This window comes from Pseudomonas sp. NPDC087814 (assembly GCF_044742865.1).
In the GTDB taxonomy this organism is placed as follows: Bacteria; Pseudomonadota; Gammaproteobacteria; order Pseudomonadales; family Pseudomonadaceae; genus Aquipseudomonas.
In genome coordinates, this window is the sequence record NZ_JBIUVK010000002.1 from 77,228 (window position 1) to 92,882 (window position 15,655).

A 15,655-nucleotide genomic window follows, 5' to 3' on the forward strand; every position below is an offset into this window, starting at 1 on the left:
ATTGGCTGATCCCGAGTCTGTGGCCCGCGCCAATAGCATCCCGCCAGCCCCCATACGATAATGCCCGCCACATCTGCTCAACCAATGGCTGCCCCCGTGATCATCAACTTCGACCTCAACGACCTCCAAGCCTTCCGCGCCGTCGTAGACAAGGGCAGTTTCCGTGCGGCGGCCGAAGCCATCCGTATCTCCCAGCCGGCCCTCAGCCGGCGTATCGAGAAGCTCGAATCCGCCCTCGACGTCAAACTCTTCGAACGCACCACGCGCCGGGTCAGCCTGACCATGGTCGGCCGCGCGTTCCTGCCGCAAGTCGAGCGCATGCTCGATGACCTGGACATCGCCCTGATGGGCATCAGCAACGTCGCCTCGACCCGCATGGGCAATGTCACCATCGCCTGTGTGCCGTCCACCGCGTACTACTTCATGCCCCACGTGATCTCCGAATTCCACAAGCTCTATCCGAAGATTCGCCTGCGGGTCCTGGACGCGAGTGCGGGCGAGGTGTGTGCGGCGGTGGAAAGTGGCGAGGCGGATTTCGGCGTGAGTTTCAGCGGCAGCCTGGCAGACGGGGTGGAGTTCGAGCTGTTGTTGCAGGAGCGTTATGTACTGGCCTGTCGCCGGGAGCACCCGCTGGCGGACCGCGCCAGTGTGACGTGGGCCGAGGCGTACGAGCACGACTACATCACCGTGGACAAGACCTCAGGCAACCGCTTCCTGCTGGACCAGGCCCTGCGCGGCGTGCGGGTGAAGAAACCAAGCATCTGCGAAACCCATCACGTCACTACGATGATCGGGCTGGTGGAGGCGGGGTTGGGGGTGGCGATGGTGCCGTCGATTGCGATGCCGGGCGGCGAACATCCGATTCTGACGAGCGTGCCGCTGGTGGAGCCGGAGGTGGTGCGCAACGTGGGGTTGATCAAGCGCCGCGGGCGTACGTTGACGCCGGCGGCACTGGAACTGGAGCGGTTGACGCGGGAGATGCCGTTCCGGTCAGTGTGAGACCGAATCCAGGCCGGTGGATTGCACCACCGGTTGCGCCTGGGGCGAGGCGAGGAATTGCAGGAGCTTTTTCGCCTGCGCGGGGTGCTGCGCATTTACCGGAATGCCGGCGGCAAAACGGGTGACGGACTGCACGTCTTCAGGGATCTTTCCGACGTAGGTCACGCCCGGAATCGGCAGCAGTTCGGACACCTGCTGCAAGCCCACCTCGTAGTCACCCTTGGCCACCTGGGAGGCCACCGGGATGCGTTCGATCATGGTGCCCTTGGACGGCATGCCGAGCTTCTTGAACAGTTCCTTTTCGACGTAGACGCCGCTGGCGCTGTCCGAGTACGCGACGGATTTGGCGTTGGTCAGTACCGTCTTCAGTTCGGCATCGGTGGCAATCGAGGGCTTGGCCGCGCCTTCCTTGACCACCAGGCCGATGCGCGAGTCCGCCAGTTCAACGCGGGACGCCTTGTCGACCTTGCCTTGCTTGATCAGCTCATCCAATGCGTAGCCGACCATGATTACCACGTCGGCGTGTTCGCCACGGGCCAGGCGGTTGGGAATCGCTTCCGGCGCCTTGCCCATCGACGGGCCGAGGATGGTGTCGAGGGTGTCGCCGCTCTGGGTGGCGTATTGCGCACCCAGCACCTTGTAGGCAGCGGTGAAGCCGCCGGAGGTCATGACTTTCAGCTCTTCGGCGTGGGCGACCATCGCCAGGGAACCGATCGCCAGTGCCGCCAGTGTTTTCAGCATGGGGTTCATCAGTGCGGCTCCTCAGGCAACTTGCAGACGGGCGCTGGCGCGGCGATACAGCGCGAACGTCGCGCACAGGGCGCACAGCGCGGCGAACATCAGCCAGTAGGCGGGCGATGCCTTGTCGCCCGTCTCGTGGATAAACCAGGTGGAAATCGCCGGGGTAAAACCGCCGAAGATCGCGGTCGCCAGGCTGTAGGCCAGGGAGAAGCCCGCCACACGCACTTCCACCGGCATGATCTCGGTCAGGGCCGGGATCATGGCACCGTTGTACATGCCGTAGAGGAAGGAGAACCACAGCAGGGTTTCCAGCATGTGCGCGAAGCTTGGCGCATTGACCACGTAGGAAAGTGCCGGGTAAGCGGTCAGCACGGTCAAAGCAGTCATGGCGATCAGCACCGGCTTGCGGCCAAAACGGTCACTGAGGGTGCCACCGATGGGCAGCCAGATGAAGTTCGACACGGCCACCAGCAGGGTCACCAGCAGGGCGTCGGCGGTGGTCAGGTTGAGTACGGTTTTGCCGAAGGTGGGTGCGTACACGGTGATCAGGTAGAAGGCCGTGGTGGTCATCGCCACCATCATCATGCCGCCGATCACGATGGTCCAGTTCTTCACCAGGGTGGCCAGCACTTCGCGCATGGTCGGGCGATGCTTGCGGTTGGCGAACTCTTCGGTTTCCTGCAGGTTGCGGCGCAGGACGAAGATGAACGGGATGATCACGCAGCCGATGGCGAACGGAATGCGCCAGCCCCAATCGGCAACCACGGCTGGTTCCATCCACTGGTTCAGGCCATAACCCAGGGCGGCCGCGACCACGATGGAGATCTGCTGGCTACCCGATTGCCAGCTGGTATAGAAACCCTTGCGGCCCGGGGTGGCCATTTCGGCCAGGTACACCGACACGCCGCCCAGTTCGGCACCGGCCGAGAAACCTTGCAACAGCCGGCCCATCAGCACCAGCAGCGGTGCCCACAAACCAATGGTGTGATAGCCGGGCACCAGCACGATCAGCAGGGTGCCACTGGCCATGATCGCCAGGGTCACGATCAAGCCTTTGCGACGGCCCACATCATCGATGTACGCGCCGAGGATGATAGCCCCCAGCGGACGCATCAAAAAGCCCGCGCCGAACACGGCGAAGGTCATCATTAATGACGCAAATTCATTAGCGGCAGGGAAGAAGGCGGCGGCGATATAGGTGGCATAGAAACCGAACAGAAAGAAGTCGAACTGTTCGAGAAAGTTGCCGGAGGTGACGCGAAAGACCGCGCCGACTTTGGAGCGGGCAGAGTCAGGCCGTGAAGGGTTTTGCATTTTCTTGTGTCTCCAGCGTTCTTTTTAAAGTGCTTGTTTCGCTTAAGACCGCGGATAGTGGCTGACACATTTGGAAATGATAAGTGAGTTGTTTACATGTATTGATGCGTCGTGGTTATCAATTGCCGGATGCACACAAAACCGCTCCCTCATCTATGCTTGCCCAGTGTGTCCAATTCTTACGGATGGGAGGTGGGTATGAGCAACGAACAGAAGCAGCGCGAAGAGTTGGAGCAGGAGCGGGCGAGGAAGCTTCGCGAGGAAGAAAAGCCGCAGACCTGGAAGCATCCGGACGATGGCACCGAGCTGTCCGAGCGTGACCAGGAGCGACCGCTCAAGGCCTGATGCAGGCAATTCACTGTGGCGAGGGAGCTTGCTGTGCCGAGGGAGCTTGCTGTGGCGAGGGAGCTTGCTCCCGCTGGGCTGCGCAGCGGCCCCAAGATTTTTGGGAGCGCTTCGCACTGGAGCGCCAGCCCGGTCCAGCGGGAGCAAGCTCCCTCGCCACAGTACGATTCACTGAATCGGCGTACACAACTCCACCAGCGTCCCATCCGGGCACCGCACATACGACACCACCTGCCCCCAAGGCTTGGTGCTCGGCGCAGCAAGTTCTGTCGCACCCTCGGCCAGCGCTCTGGCATGAGCCTTTGACACATCCTCGGTAACAAACCCCAACTCCATCCCCAGCGGTTGCTGTGAAGCATGCGCCTCCACATGCCCGCCCTTGAAGTTCATCTCGCCCAACTCATGCGCTGCAAAAGAGAGGGTGGTATCACCGGTATCCAACTCGCCATAGGTCCCCGATTCATGCAGGAAACGGCGACTGAAGCCGAAGGCTTTTTCGAAGAATTGCAGGGATGCAGCGACGTCCGGGACGTAGACGATGGTGTAGGCAAATTTCATGGTTCAGCGGTCCTTGCTGGAGAAAGGGCTCATTAGAGTCAGCGTCGTGCATACCGTCAACGGGAACTATTTGACATATTTGATTTGTGATCACATATTGGAGCCATAAGAACGACAACACAGGTTTTGACTCATGACAGATGGCCCGCTTCTCCTTCCCACCTTGCGCCAGGTGTCCCGCGATACCTTGCAAGACCAGGTCTATCGCCAGATCCGCGAAGCCTTGATGAGTGGTCGTTTCCAGCCCGGCCAGAAACTCACCATCCGCGGCCTCGCCGAAGCCCTCGGCTCCAGCCCCATGCCAGTGCGCGAAGCCCTCCAGCGCCTCAGCGCCGAAAACGCCTTTGAAGTCACCGAAACCTCTCGTCTGCGGGTACGCATGATGACGGTCGAACGCCTGCGGGAAATCCGCGATGCGCGGGTCGCCCTGGAAGGTTTGCTGGCAGAAAAGGCCGTATTGCTCCTGGAAAAAGCCGACCTCGACGAAATCTCCGACCTCTGCCAACAGATGCAACAGGCCGCCGACGAAGTCGACGTTTCCCGCTACCTGTGGACCAACTTCGCCTTTCACCGTCGGATCTATGCCGTCGCCCAGGCCGAATTGACCATGGCCGCCGTGGAAAACTTCTGGCTGCACATGGGCCCGTGTTTTGCCCTGGTCGCCCCCGATAAAGCTCACTTGCAACGCTCGATGGAGGCGCATACGCGCATCGTCGAAGCCCTGGCCGCCCGCGATGGCGCCGGTGCCCGCGCGGCCGTGACCGATGACATCATGCAGGCCGCCGATTCCCTGGCGCGCCTGCTCGTCAAGAACGACCGTTCGCGGTCGTCTGTTTCAGGAGGTAAACGTGCATGAGTGTCCTACAGCGGCTGCAGCCCTATCCTGGGTTACGTGTGTTGATTTCCGGCGGGGCTGCCGGCATCGGTGAAGTGTTGGCGGCGGCCTATCTGGAGGCGGGTGCCAAGGTGCATGTGTGTGATGTCAGCGAACCGGCCCTGGCGGCGTTTCGCGACAAGTACCCGGGCACTGTCGCCACCCGTGCCGACGTGAGCGATGCCACGCAGATCGAGGCGGTGTTCCAGGTGCAGCGCGAGCAATTCGGCGGGCTGGACGTGCTGGTCAACAACGCCGGGATTGCCGGGCCCACCGGCGGCATCGACGCCATCAGCGATGCCGAGTGGCAAGCCACGATCAATATCAACCTGACGGCGCAATACCGCTTTGCCCACCACGCGGTGCCGATGCTCAAGGAATCGTCCCACGGCCATCTGCTGCATATCGCCTCGGTCGCCGGGCGCCTCGGCTACGCCTGGCGCACGCCATATGCGGCGACCAAATGGGCCATCGTCGGCCTGATGAAATCCCTGGCCTCGGAGCTGGGCGAAAGCGACATCCGCGTCAACGCCTTGCTGCCCGGCATCGTTGAAGGCCCGCGCATGGACGGCGTGATCCGCGCCCGTGCCGAACAGGTCGGTGTGCCGGAAGCCGAGATGCGCCAGGAATACCTGAACAAGATCTCCCTCAAGCGCATGGTCACCGCCGAAGACGTCGCGGCCATGGCCTTGTTTCTCTGCTCGCCTGCCGCCCGCAATGTCACCGGCCAGGCGATCAGTGTCGACGGTAACGTCGAGTACCTATAGGCCGCGTCAGCGTTAAGCCAGGGAAGAACACACAAGTTACACCCGGGATTTTTTTCATAAGAATAAAAGTCGGAGAATCGTCATGTCCAAAAATCGTCCTGTGATCATCACCTGCGCCGTCACCGGTGCCATCCATACGCCGTCGATGTCGCCGCATTTGCCGATCACCGCGCAGGAAATTGCCGACGCCGCCATCGGTGCCGCCGAAGCCGGCGCCGCCATTGTCCACCTGCATGCCCGTGATCCCATCGATGGCCGTCCCAGCCAGGACCCCGCGCTGTTCGCCGAATTCCTGCCGCACATCAAGGCCGCCAGCGACGTGGTGATCAATATCACCACCGGCGGCGCACCGACCATGGGCGTCGAAGAACGCCTGCAACCGGTGATGCAGTTCAAGCCGGAACTGGCCTCGCTGAACATGGGCTCGATGAACTTCGGCCTGTACGAAATGCTCAACCGCTTCACCGAGTTCAAGCATGACTGGGAGCGTCCGTACCTGGAAGAAAGCGACGACCGGATCTTTCGCAATACCTTCCGCGACATTACCCACATCCTCAATTCCTGCGCCGAGAACCGCACCCGTTTTGAAATCGAGTGCTACGACATCGGCCACCTGTACACCGCCGCCCATTTCCTGGAGCGCGGCCTGCTGAAACCACCGTTGTTTATCCAGTCGGTATTCGGTTTGCGCGGCGGCATCGGCGGGCACCCGGAAGACCTGGCCCATATGCGCCGCACCGCCGACCGCCTGTTTGGCGACGACTACGTGTGGTCGATCCTCGGCGCCGGCCGTGGGCAAATTCCGCTGGCCACCATGGGCCTGTCCATGGGCAGCAACGCCCGGGTCGGCCTGGAGGATTCGCTGTGGGATGGCCCGGGCAAACTGGCCGCGTCCAACGCCGACCAGGTACGGCGCATTCGCACAGTGATCGAAGCCCTCGGCCACCGCGTCGCCACGCCGGATGAAGCGCGGGAAATCCTCGGGCTCAAGGGGCGTGACCAGGTCAATTTCTAAGTGACAAACCGGCCGCGTCACGGCGCGGCCATGCCCATCCCGCACAACAACAAAAAAGGGGATAACACCATGCGTATCGAAGTGCTTGTGGACGTGAAGACCACCCTGGGCGAAGGCCCGGTGTGGGACGTCGAACAACAACGGTTGTACTGGATCGACAGCGCCGACGGCCGGATCCTGCGCTGCACCGAGGATGGGCGCGAACTGCGGGCCTGGGATGTGGGCCAGAAAATCGGCTCCATGGCCCTGCGCCATAGCGGCGAGCAAGCCATCGTCGCCCTGCAAAACGGCGTGCACCTCCTCGACCTCAACAGCGGCGAACTGGCCCTGGTGATCGACCCGGAACCCGCACTGCCCAACAACCGCCTCAACGACGGCAAGGTCGACCGCCAGGGGCGCTTTGTCTTCGGCTCCATGGACACCCTCGAAGACAGCGCCAGCGCCAAACTCTACCGCCTCGACGCGGACCTGAGCCTGCACACCCTGGACGAAGGCATCATCGTGTCCAACGGTCCGTGCTGGAGCCCGGCGGGCGATACGTTCTACTTTTGCGACACTTGGTCCGGCGAGATCTGGGCCTATGACTACGACCCAGCCAGCGGCGCGGTGAGCAATCGACGCACCTTCGCCAAGGTCGATACCAGCGGCGGTGGCGCTGCCGACGGCTGCACCGTGGATGCCGAAGGCTGCCTGTGGCAGGCGCTGGTCTATGCCGGAAAACTGGTGCGCTACACGCCCGACGGCGAGGTCGACCGGATCATCCAGATGCCGGTGAAAAAGGTCACCAGCCTGACCTTTGGCGGGCCGAACCTGGACACCCTGTTTGTCACCTCCATGGCCAAGCCACCGTTGCCGCGTTTCCCGGCCGACGGTCAGCAGCGCGGGGCGCTTTTTGCGATCACCGGGCTGGGCGTGCAAGGAATAGCCGAGCGACGGTTCGCCAGCTAGCGCGTTTTTTTCAACAAGGCACTTTCCTTTCGCAACCTTGTGTCAGTGCGCGCCCTCGCGCGCCTGGAGAAACCCATGGCAACCTTGAAAAAAGCCTCGCTGCGCAGTATTCACCGGCACTCCTGGGTGTCGCTGCTGGTGTGCTGGATGATCTGGATCCTCAACGCCTACGACCGTGAGATCGTGCTGCGCCTGGGGCCGACCATCTCCAAGCATTTCGATTTGTCGGCCGACCAGTGGGGCACCATGGCCACGGTGATCATGCTCGCCCTGGCCCTGCTGGATATTCCCGGCTCCATGTGGAGTGACCGCTACGGCGGTGGCTGGAAGCGCGCACGGTTCCAGGTGCCGCTGGTGCTGGGCTACACGGCTATTTCGTTCCTCTCCGGGTTCAAGGCCCTGAGCGGCAACCTCGCGACCTTTATCGCGCTGCGGGTTGGCGTCAACCTCGGCGCAGGCTGGGGCGAGCCGGTGGGCGTGAGCAACACCGCCGAATGGTGGCCGGTGGAACGTCGTGGTTTTGCCCTTGGCGCGCACCACACCGGTTACCCGATCGGCGCCATGCTCAGTGGCATCGTCGCCAGCTTTGTCATCAGCACCTTCGGTGAAGACAACTGGCGCTACGTGTTCTTCTTCGCGTTCGTGGTGGCGTTGCCGCTGATGATTTTCTGGGCGCGCTATTCCACCGCCGAACGCATCACCGCGCTGTACGTCGACATCGCCGCCAAGGGCATGACCCCGCCGGACAACGCACCGGCCAGCCAAGTGAAGGGCCACGCCTGGCGCACCTTTATCGCCACGTTGCGCAACCGCAATATCGCCCTGACGGCGGGTAATACGATGCTGACCCAAGTGGTGTACATGGGCGTCAACATCGTGCTGCCGGCCTACCTGTACAACATCGCCGGGCTGTCCCTGGCCGAGTCGGCGGGGATGAGCGTGGTGTTCACCTTGACCGGGATTCTCGGGCAACTGGTGTGGCCGTCGCTGTCGGACATCATTGGCCGGCGCGTCACCCTGATCATCTGCGGGGTGTGGATGGCGGCCAGTGTCGGTGCGTTCTACTTCGCCAATACCCTGACCCTGATCATCGTCGTGCAACTGCTGTTCGGCCTGGTGGCCAACGCAGTGTGGCCGATCTACTACGCGGTGGCCTGCGACTCGGCCGAGCTGTCGGCGACCTCCACCGCCAATGGCATCATCACCACCGCGATGTTTATCGGTGGCGGCCTGGCGCCGGTGCTGATGGGCAGCCTGATTGCCATGGGCGGCGGCTGGACCACCTTGCACGGCTACACGGTGTGCTTCTTCGTGATGGCCGGCTGTGCCCTGGGCGGGGCGCTGCTGCAACTGTTTTCCCATCGCCCGCCGGCGCTGGTTGCGCAACTCGAACCCTAGAACAACACCGATGCGTCCCCCAGCCGTTGCGCTGGCGGGGCGCCAAGAGGAATTGCCCGATGAAGACTGCCAACACCGCCCGTGAACCACGGGAGTTGAACAAACTGATGTTCGTCAAGCTGATGCCCTTGCTGATCATCGCCTACGTGCTGAGCTTCCTGGACCGCACCAACATCGCCTTGGCCAAGCACCACCTGGACGTTGACCTGGGGATTTCAGCAGCGGCCTATGGCCTGGGCGCCGGGCTGTTTTTCCTGACCTATGCGCTGTCGGAAATCCCCAGCAACCTGATCATGCACAAGGTCGGCGCGCGGTTCTGGATAGCCCGGATCATGGTGACCTGGGGCCTGATTTCGGCGGCCATGGCGTTCGTCCAGGGTGAGACCTCGTTCTATATCCTGCGCCTGCTGCTGGGCATTGCCGAAGCCGGCCTGTTTCCCGGGGTGATGCTGTACCTCACCTACTGGTTCAACCGCGAGCAACGGGCGCGGGCCACCGGGTATTTCCTGCTCGGCGTGTGTTTTGCCAACATCATCGGTGGCCCGGTGGGCGCGGCGTTGATGCGCATGGACGGGCTGCTCGGCTGGCACGGCTGGCAGTGGATGTTCCTGCTCGAAGGGCTGCCGGCAGTCGCGTTTGCCTGGGTGGTGTGGTGCAAGTTGCCGGACCGTCCGAGCAAGGCACCATGGCTCTCGGCCGAAGAGGCGCGCGGGATTGAACAGCGCATCGCGATGGAGACCGAAGAGGGCGCAGGCGAGGGCGGGCATTCCCTGAAGAACTGGCTGACACCGCAGATCCTGCTGGCGATCTTTGTGTATTTTTGCCATCAGATCACCATCTACACCGTGATCTTTTTCCTGCCGAGCATCATCAGCAAATACGGTGAATTGAGCACCATGAGCGTCGGCTTGCTGACCTCATTGCCGTGGATTGCCGCAGCGGCCGGCGCTGTGTTGCTGCCGCGCTTTGCGACCACGCCCACCCGTGCCCGACGGCTGTTGATTACCGGTTTGCTGACCATGGCATTGGGGCTGGGGATTGCCTCGGTGTCGGGGCCGGTGTTCAGCCTGCTGGGCTTTTGTGTGTCGGCGGTGATGTTCTTTGTGGTGCAGTCGATCATCTTTCTCTACCCGGCCTCGCGCCTCAAGGGCGTGGCGCTGGCGGGCGGGCTGGGCTTCGTCAATGCCTGCGGATTGCTCGGCGGGTTTGTCGGGCCGTCGGTGATGGGCGCGATCGAGATGAGCACCGGCAATGCCACGAATGGCTTGAAGGTAATTGCCGTGGTGCTGGTGGTGGCCGCGTTGGCCGCCTTGCGTTTGCGTCAGGGGCAGGAGCCCGGTCACACCAGCAACGAGGTAGGAAACCCCGAAGCCAGCACCAGGTAAGCCACGACTGCCGCCAGGCACAAACCGACAAATACCCGTAACAGTGTCCTGGCGGTGGGATGAGCGATGAATTTGATGGCCCAGAGCAAAATCCCGGCAACCAGGACGCTCAAGGCAGAAATGACCAGCACGATGGTGTTCTCGCAAGCCTTGGAAGCTGCTTTATAGTCCCAAAGGCCCGTGTTGAACAGTGTGCGCATAGACGCAGGGCCCCGGGTGTTTCTAAACTGCGACTTATCCAGGGCAGTGGGGCGGTCGCCGATGAATCGCAATGAATTACGCAAGGCCGACATCAATTTGATGGTGGTCTTTGAAACCTTGATGCTCGAACGCAACGTGACCCGGGTGGCGGAGAAGCTGTTTCTCGGGCAACCCACCATCAGTTCGGCCCTCAACCGCCTGCGTACGTTGTTCAATGACCCGCTGTTCATTCGTGTCGGCCATCGGATGGAACCTACCGCGCGGGCCGAGGAAATCATCAAGCACCTGTCGCCGGCCCTCGACTCCTTGTCGTCGGCCCTGAGCCTGACCCACGATTTCGACCCGTCCATCAGCACCATGACCTTTCGCATCGGCCTGTCCGATGACGTCGAGTTCGGCCTGCTGCCGCCGCTGCTGCGCGCCTTGCGCCAGGAAGCGCCGCAGGTGGTGTTCGTGGTGCAGCATGTGGATTACTGGCGCATCCCGGACCTGCTGGGTTCCGGGGATATCACCGTCGGCATCACCCAGACCCGCGGCCTGCCGGCCAATGCCAAGCGCAAATTATTGCGGCATATCCGCCCGTGCCTGCTGCGGGCGGATGCCTCGGACAAACCCCTGACCCTCGACGAATATTGCGCACGGCCCCATGTGCTGGTGTCCCACACCGCCAACGTGTCCGGGTTTGCCGATGAGTGGCTGGCGGAAATCGGTCGCAAGCGCCACGTGGTGCTCTCGGTGCCGCAATACAGCGCATTGCCGGCGCTGCTCGCCGGCACCGACATGATCGCCAGCCTGCCGGATTACACCGCCCAGGCCATGGCCGCCGGAGGCAATCTGTTCTGTGAACCGTTCCCGTTCGAAACCCCGACCCTGGACTTGTCGATGGTCTGGCTCAGCCACGTTGACACCGATCCGGCGGAGCGCTGGATGCGTTCGCGGCTGGAGGCGTTCATGAGCGAGCGGGACATGCTGCCGGTGGTCGCACCCAAATCTTGAGATAAAACCTTCAGGGAGATCCAGGCATGGCCCCATCCCGTTCCTTGCTGCGTGGGCGCGGCAGTCATGACAGCGGCAAGGTTGGCATGGTCGAGCTGTTTTTCGACCTGGTGTTCGTGTTTGCCGTGACCCAGTTGTCCCATTCGCTGCTCGCCCACTTGTCCATCGGCGGTGCCGTGCAGGTGGCGTTGATGATGGTCGCGGTGTGGTGGGTGTGGATCTTCACTTCGTGGGTCACCAATTGGCTGGACCCGGAAAAAATCCCGATCCGCATCGGCCTGTTCGGCTTGATGGTGGCGGGCCTGTTGCTGTCCTCGTCGATCCCCAAGGCGTTTACCGATCGCGGGCTGTTGTTCGCCGGCGCCTATGTGTTCATGCAGGTAGGACGCACGCTGTTTGCGTTGTGGGCGGTGCGCGGCGAGTCGCTGAACATGACTCGCAATTTCCAGCGGATCCTGGCGTGGATGCTGTTTTCCGGGGTGTTCTGGATCACCGGTGCGCTGCTCGAAGGCGAGCAGCGCCTGGCCTTCTGGGCCCTGGCGCTGTTGATCGAGTTGATTTCCCCGTCGGTGTATTTCTGGGTGCCCGGGCTTGGGCCCTCGACGCTTGCGGACTGGAATGTGGAAGGCAACCACATGGCCGAACGCTGCGGCCTGTTTGTGATCATCGCCCTCGGTGAGTCGTTGCTGGTGACCGGCGCGACCTTCGCCGAACTGCCCTGGAGCGTGGACGGGCTGGCGGCATTCCTGGTGGCAGTGGTGGGCAGTATCGCCCTGTGGTGGATCTATTTCGACAGCGGCGCCGAGCGCGCCCACCATCGCATTGCCAGCTCTGCCGACCCGGGCCGTCAGGCGCGGATCGCCTACACCTACCTGCATGTATTGATCGTCGCCGGGATTATCGTCAGCGCCGTGGCCGACGAACTGGTGTTGGTGCATCCGGGGCATGCCAGCCAGGCGGGCGTGGTGGCGATCATCGCCGGCCCGTGGTTGTTCCTGCTGGGCAGTGCGTTGTTCAAATGGGTGATGAGCGACCGGCCGTTGCCACCGTTTTCGCACCTGGGCGGCTTGCTGATGCTGCTGGTATTGCTGCCGCTGGGATTGCAGCAGGTGTTTTCGGCGTTGGTACTGGGGGCGTTGACGTCGGCGGTGTTGGTGATCGTGGCGATCTGGGAAAATCGCTCGCTGCACAGCCTGACCGAAGTTTCACACTGAAAGCGGTCTGATTCCGCCCGGCCCCGTGCTATATGTATGACTCTTTTCCTACAACAACTCGGAGCCTTTCATGCCGCATCTGCATCTGGAATACACCGCCAATCTCACAGAGCTGGCCGTTGAGAAAACCTTGTTGCGGCTCAACAACGTGCTGATGGCGTCCGGGCAGTTCGGTTCCGAGTTCGATATCAAAAGCCGCGCGCTGAAGGTGGAGACATTCCAGGTTGGCACGTCCATCAGCCCGCGCGCTTTTATCGCGGTCAAGCTGTCGCTGCTTAGCGGGCGTTCACCGCAGGTCAAGAAGCAATTGTCGGAAAGCCTGTTGGCGGCGCTGCAGGACCTGGGCGAATGGCCGGCGGATTTGCAGGTTCAGCTCAGCGTCCTGCTGGTAGACATGGATCGCGATTCCTACAGCAAAGTCACCATCGGCTAACTACTTTAGGAGCGAGCTTGCTCGCGAAAAACTAACAGACGACGCGGGGATCCTGAATGCCCGTGTCATCGTTAACGTTCTTCGCGAGCAAGCTCGCTCCTACAAAAAAGTTATAGCAACCCCTGATCCGCACACACCTTCACCACCTGCTCCCTGAACCACGTGTTGGCGCTGTCCTGCGCGCTGTGTTCATTCCACTGCATATCCAGGGTAAACCCCGGCAAACCGTTCGGCGCTTCGCAATGGCCGAACACGGTTGTGTCTGCCAGCAGCTTCAGCACTCGACGGGGCAAGGTGACGATAAAGTCAGTGCCGGTGATCATCTTCAGCGCCGCGCTGTAGCTGTTGGCGCGGGCGATCACCTGGCGCTTGTGGGACTGGCGCGCCAGCCAGCCGTCGATCATGTTGGTGTCGGAACTCCAGGGCGTGGGGAACACATGGCGCCGGGCGACGAAGGATTGCAGGCTGAACGCCGGTTCCCGGGGCGCCGAGTGTTTGTCGAACACGCACACCAGGTCGTCCTCCAGCAGCATCTGGGTCTTGATGTCCTTGTGCTCGCGATGAAAGTGCGGCCCGAAGCAAATCACCAGGTCCAGACGCCCGTCGCGCAAGGCGTCGGCCGGGACCTCGGTTTCGAGCTTCTGCACGTTGACGATCACCGGCAGGTCGGCGCGGTCGAAGTTTTTCAGCAGGCGCGGCAGGATCAACTGTTCGAAGTATTCGGGGGCGCAGACGTTGAAGGTCACAGCCTTCTGGGTGGGGTCGAACGTTTGGCTGCCGGCATGGCACAGGTTGATGCTTTCGAGGATTTTCTGCACATGCCCGTACATGGTGGCGGCTTTGTACGTAGGACGCATGCCCGCCCGGGTGTTGATAAACAACTCGTCTTCGAAGCTCGTGCGCAGCTTCTTCAGGCTGTAGCTCACGGTGGACTGGCTGACGAACAGGGTTTCGGAAACCTCGGTGACGCTGCTTTGGTCGTAAACAGCGACAAACACCATCAGGTCCTGCATATCGAGCTTTCTAAGCAAGTTGCTGTTTAGCATCCGTTCCGTCCGCAAGCGCTTTGTACCGAAATCGGTACAAGACAATACAAAATGTTAACGGAACGCTCGTACCAATAGAAAGCTCTGTCGGACCTTTCTCTGTTTGAGGTGGGACAAATAATGTTTACAACACGACCTCAGCGAATATGCCGCGCGTAATGCCGGGGATCGAAGCGCAGTACGATCAGCAGCATCACCACCACCACGGCCGTCAAAGACCACCAGGCCCACTCGAAGCTGCCCAGCTGGTCGCGGATCATCCCGGCAATCAACGGCGACAACCCGGCGATCAGGTAGCCGATGCCCTGCACAAAGGCCGTCAGGCCACCGGCGCGGCGCGGGTTGTCGAGGTGGTCGAGGGACAGGATCAGGCTCATCGGAAACAAGCCGCCAATGCCCAGGCCGAGCAAACACGGCCACAGCAGGCTCAGGTATTGCGGGCTCAGGATCAGCCCGCAGAAGCCGGCGATGATCAGCACCAGCAGCACCGCGACCACACCCCGCTTGTCCCTCCGGCGGTTGGCGATGGCCGGGGTAGTCAGGCCGGAGACCACTTCCATGGCCGTCAAAAAGCCCAGCAACAGGCCGGCGTTCTGTTCACTCCAGCCTTGTTCCACGTAGTACGGCGCCAGCCAGGCCAGTACGCAGGTGTAGGACGCGGTACCGAGGCCGAAGAAAATCGCCAGCAACCAGGCCCGGCGATTGCCGAAGAATGACGCCTGCGGGCCTGCGCCGGCTTGCGGCAGCGGCGGCAGCACCGAGCGTTGGGCGTACCAGAACACCAGCGCCAATACCGCGAGAACCGCCCAGATGGCCAGGCCGATGCGCCAGCTGCCGGTTTGCACCTGGATAAACGGCGAGAACGAAGCGGCGAGGGCCGCGCCGCCCATGATCGCGGTGACGTACAGGCCCATGAACAGGGAAACGTTGTCGCTGAAGCGCGACTTGATCAAGGCGGGCATCAACGCCTGGATCATCGCGATGCCTACGCCGGCGGCAATGGCGCTGAGGATCAGCTCAACCGCCGAGTCCAGGAACAACCGGGAGACGGTGGCCAGGCCGATCACCACCAGCGACAGCACAATGCTGCGATGCTCGCCGAAGCGTTTGGCCACGGCCATGCCAAAAAACATCGCCAGGCCCATGGCCATGACCGGCAGCATGGTCAGCAGGGAGGCCGTGCTGAAACTCAGGGCCACATCGGCGCGAATCGACGACAACAACGGGCCGACGGCGGCCATCGACGGGCGCAGGTTGAGGGCGACCAGCACAACGCTGATCATCAGCCAAACGGCGGTGGCGGGTTTTGCGCGGACGTTTTCCATGGGCGAGCCTTGAACTGACAAGGGCAGTATTAGGCCGGGCGTGGGGGAGGGCGGCAAATGAGAAAGTCGTTGGGGCTATTGAAAAAATGCATCTGC

General features: G+C 62.0%; 17 protein-coding genes. 11 read left to right on the top strand and 6 right to left on the bottom strand.

The window, feature by feature from the left end; all coding sequences use genetic code 11:
* The first annotated feature begins 96 nt into the window (after positions 1–96).
* The gene (locus ACIOMR_RS02390) at positions 97–999 is read left to right on the top strand and encodes a LysR family transcriptional regulator (protein ID WP_008437881.1); all 903 of its coding nucleotides are present in this window, start codon (positions 97–99) and stop codon (positions 997–999) included.
* On the opposite strand, the gene ACIOMR_RS02395 is transcribed toward ACIOMR_RS02390, so the two are convergent.
* Positions 991–1,749 (bottom strand): substrate-binding domain-containing protein, encoded by a 759-nt coding sequence (locus ACIOMR_RS02395; protein ID WP_008437882.1) that lies wholly within the window; start codon positions 1,747–1,749, stop codon positions 991–993. The genes ACIOMR_RS02390 and ACIOMR_RS02395 overlap by 9 nt on opposite strands.
* Positions 1,750–1,761: 12 nt before the next feature.
* Entirely contained in the window at positions 1,762–3,054 is a 1,293-nt protein-coding gene (locus tag ACIOMR_RS02400; protein WP_003211917.1) for an MFS transporter, read from the bottom strand.
* Between the two features lie 198 nt (positions 3,055–3,252).
* Between ACIOMR_RS02400 and ACIOMR_RS02405 the strand changes: the two genes are divergently transcribed.
* Positions 3,253–3,399: a hypothetical protein gene (locus tag ACIOMR_RS02405; RefSeq protein ID WP_401191988.1), complete on the top strand. Its 147-nt coding sequence runs from the start codon at positions 3,253–3,255 to the stop codon at positions 3,397–3,399.
* Between the two features lie 168 nt (positions 3,400–3,567).
* On the opposite strand, the gene ACIOMR_RS02410 is transcribed toward ACIOMR_RS02405, so the two are convergent.
* The gene (locus tag ACIOMR_RS02410; protein WP_177066761.1) at positions 3,568–3,957 is read right to left on the bottom strand and encodes a VOC family protein; all 390 of its coding nucleotides are present in this window, start codon (positions 3,955–3,957) and stop codon (positions 3,568–3,570) included.
* Between the two features lie 133 nt (positions 3,958–4,090).
* Between ACIOMR_RS02410 and ACIOMR_RS02415 the strand changes: the two genes are divergently transcribed.
* The 6 genes from ACIOMR_RS02415 (at position 4,091) to ACIOMR_RS02440 (ending at position 10,344) form a co-directional block, all read left to right on the top strand.
* On the top strand, positions 4,091–4,813 hold the full coding sequence (locus ACIOMR_RS02415) for a GntR family transcriptional regulator (protein ID WP_003211913.1): 723 nt from the start codon (positions 4,091–4,093) through the stop codon (positions 4,811–4,813).
* Positions 4,810–5,598: an SDR family oxidoreductase gene (locus ACIOMR_RS02420; RefSeq protein WP_008437903.1), complete on the top strand. Its 789-nt coding sequence runs from the start codon at positions 4,810–4,812 to the stop codon at positions 5,596–5,598. The genes ACIOMR_RS02415 and ACIOMR_RS02420 overlap by 4 nt, the downstream gene beginning before the upstream one ends.
* 82 nt (positions 5,599–5,680) lie before the next feature.
* Complete coding sequence (locus tag ACIOMR_RS02425; RefSeq protein WP_003211908.1) at positions 5,681–6,613, top strand: 3-keto-5-aminohexanoate cleavage protein; 933 nt, start codon at positions 5,681–5,683, stop codon at positions 6,611–6,613.
* Between the two features lie 69 nt (positions 6,614–6,682).
* The gene (locus tag ACIOMR_RS02430; RefSeq protein ID WP_134325896.1) at positions 6,683–7,561 is read left to right on the top strand and encodes an SMP-30/gluconolactonase/LRE family protein; all 879 of its coding nucleotides are present in this window, start codon (positions 6,683–6,685) and stop codon (positions 7,559–7,561) included.
* A 75-nt stretch (positions 7,562–7,636) separates the two neighbouring features.
* The gene (locus tag ACIOMR_RS02435; protein WP_401191995.1) at positions 7,637–8,959 is read left to right on the top strand and encodes an MFS transporter; all 1,323 of its coding nucleotides are present in this window, start codon (positions 7,637–7,639) and stop codon (positions 8,957–8,959) included.
* A gap of 59 nt (positions 8,960–9,018) precedes the next feature.
* A complete protein-coding gene (locus ACIOMR_RS02440) occupies positions 9,019–10,344 on the top strand; it encodes an MFS transporter (RefSeq protein ID WP_178965816.1) in 1,326 nt (441 codons plus the stop codon).
* Here the strand turns inward: ACIOMR_RS02440 and ACIOMR_RS02445 are convergent.
* Positions 10,299–10,544, bottom strand: coding sequence for a hypothetical protein (locus tag ACIOMR_RS02445; protein ID WP_023659101.1), 246 nt, complete (start codon positions 10,542–10,544; stop codon positions 10,299–10,301). The two genes, ACIOMR_RS02440 and ACIOMR_RS02445, sit on opposite strands and share 46 nt — an antisense overlap.
* A gap of 61 nt (positions 10,545–10,605) precedes the next feature.
* Between ACIOMR_RS02445 and ACIOMR_RS02450 the strand changes: the two genes are divergently transcribed.
* The 3 genes from ACIOMR_RS02450 to ACIOMR_RS02460 all read left to right on the top strand — a co-directional run bounded on the left by ACIOMR_RS02450 (position 10,606) and on the right by ACIOMR_RS02460 (position 13,188).
* Positions 10,606–11,541: a LysR substrate-binding domain-containing protein gene (locus tag ACIOMR_RS02450; protein WP_003211897.1), complete on the top strand. Its 936-nt coding sequence runs from the start codon at positions 10,606–10,608 to the stop codon at positions 11,539–11,541.
* Between the two features lie 26 nt (positions 11,542–11,567).
* Positions 11,568–12,755, top strand: coding sequence for a low temperature requirement protein A (locus ACIOMR_RS02455; RefSeq protein WP_008437907.1), 1,188 nt, complete (start codon positions 11,568–11,570; stop codon positions 12,753–12,755).
* 70 nt (positions 12,756–12,825) lie between these two features.
* Complete coding sequence (locus tag ACIOMR_RS02460; protein ID WP_087692584.1) at positions 12,826–13,188, top strand: 5-carboxymethyl-2-hydroxymuconate Delta-isomerase; 363 nt, start codon at positions 12,826–12,828, stop codon at positions 13,186–13,188.
* A 110-nt stretch (positions 13,189–13,298) separates the two neighbouring features.
* Here ACIOMR_RS02460 and ACIOMR_RS02465 read toward each other — a convergent pair whose 3' ends face one another.
* Together ACIOMR_RS02465 and ACIOMR_RS02470 are read right to left on the bottom strand one after the other, a co-directional pair.
* Positions 13,299–14,234: a LysR family transcriptional regulator gene (locus ACIOMR_RS02465; RefSeq protein WP_023659100.1), complete on the bottom strand. Its 936-nt coding sequence runs from the start codon at positions 14,232–14,234 to the stop codon at positions 13,299–13,301.
* Between the two features lie 137 nt (positions 14,235–14,371).
* Positions 14,372–15,559, bottom strand: a complete 1,188-nt coding sequence (locus tag ACIOMR_RS02470) for a cyanate transporter (protein WP_177122685.1) — start codon at positions 15,557–15,559, stop codon at positions 14,372–14,374.
* Positions 15,560–15,655: the final 96 nt, after the last annotated feature.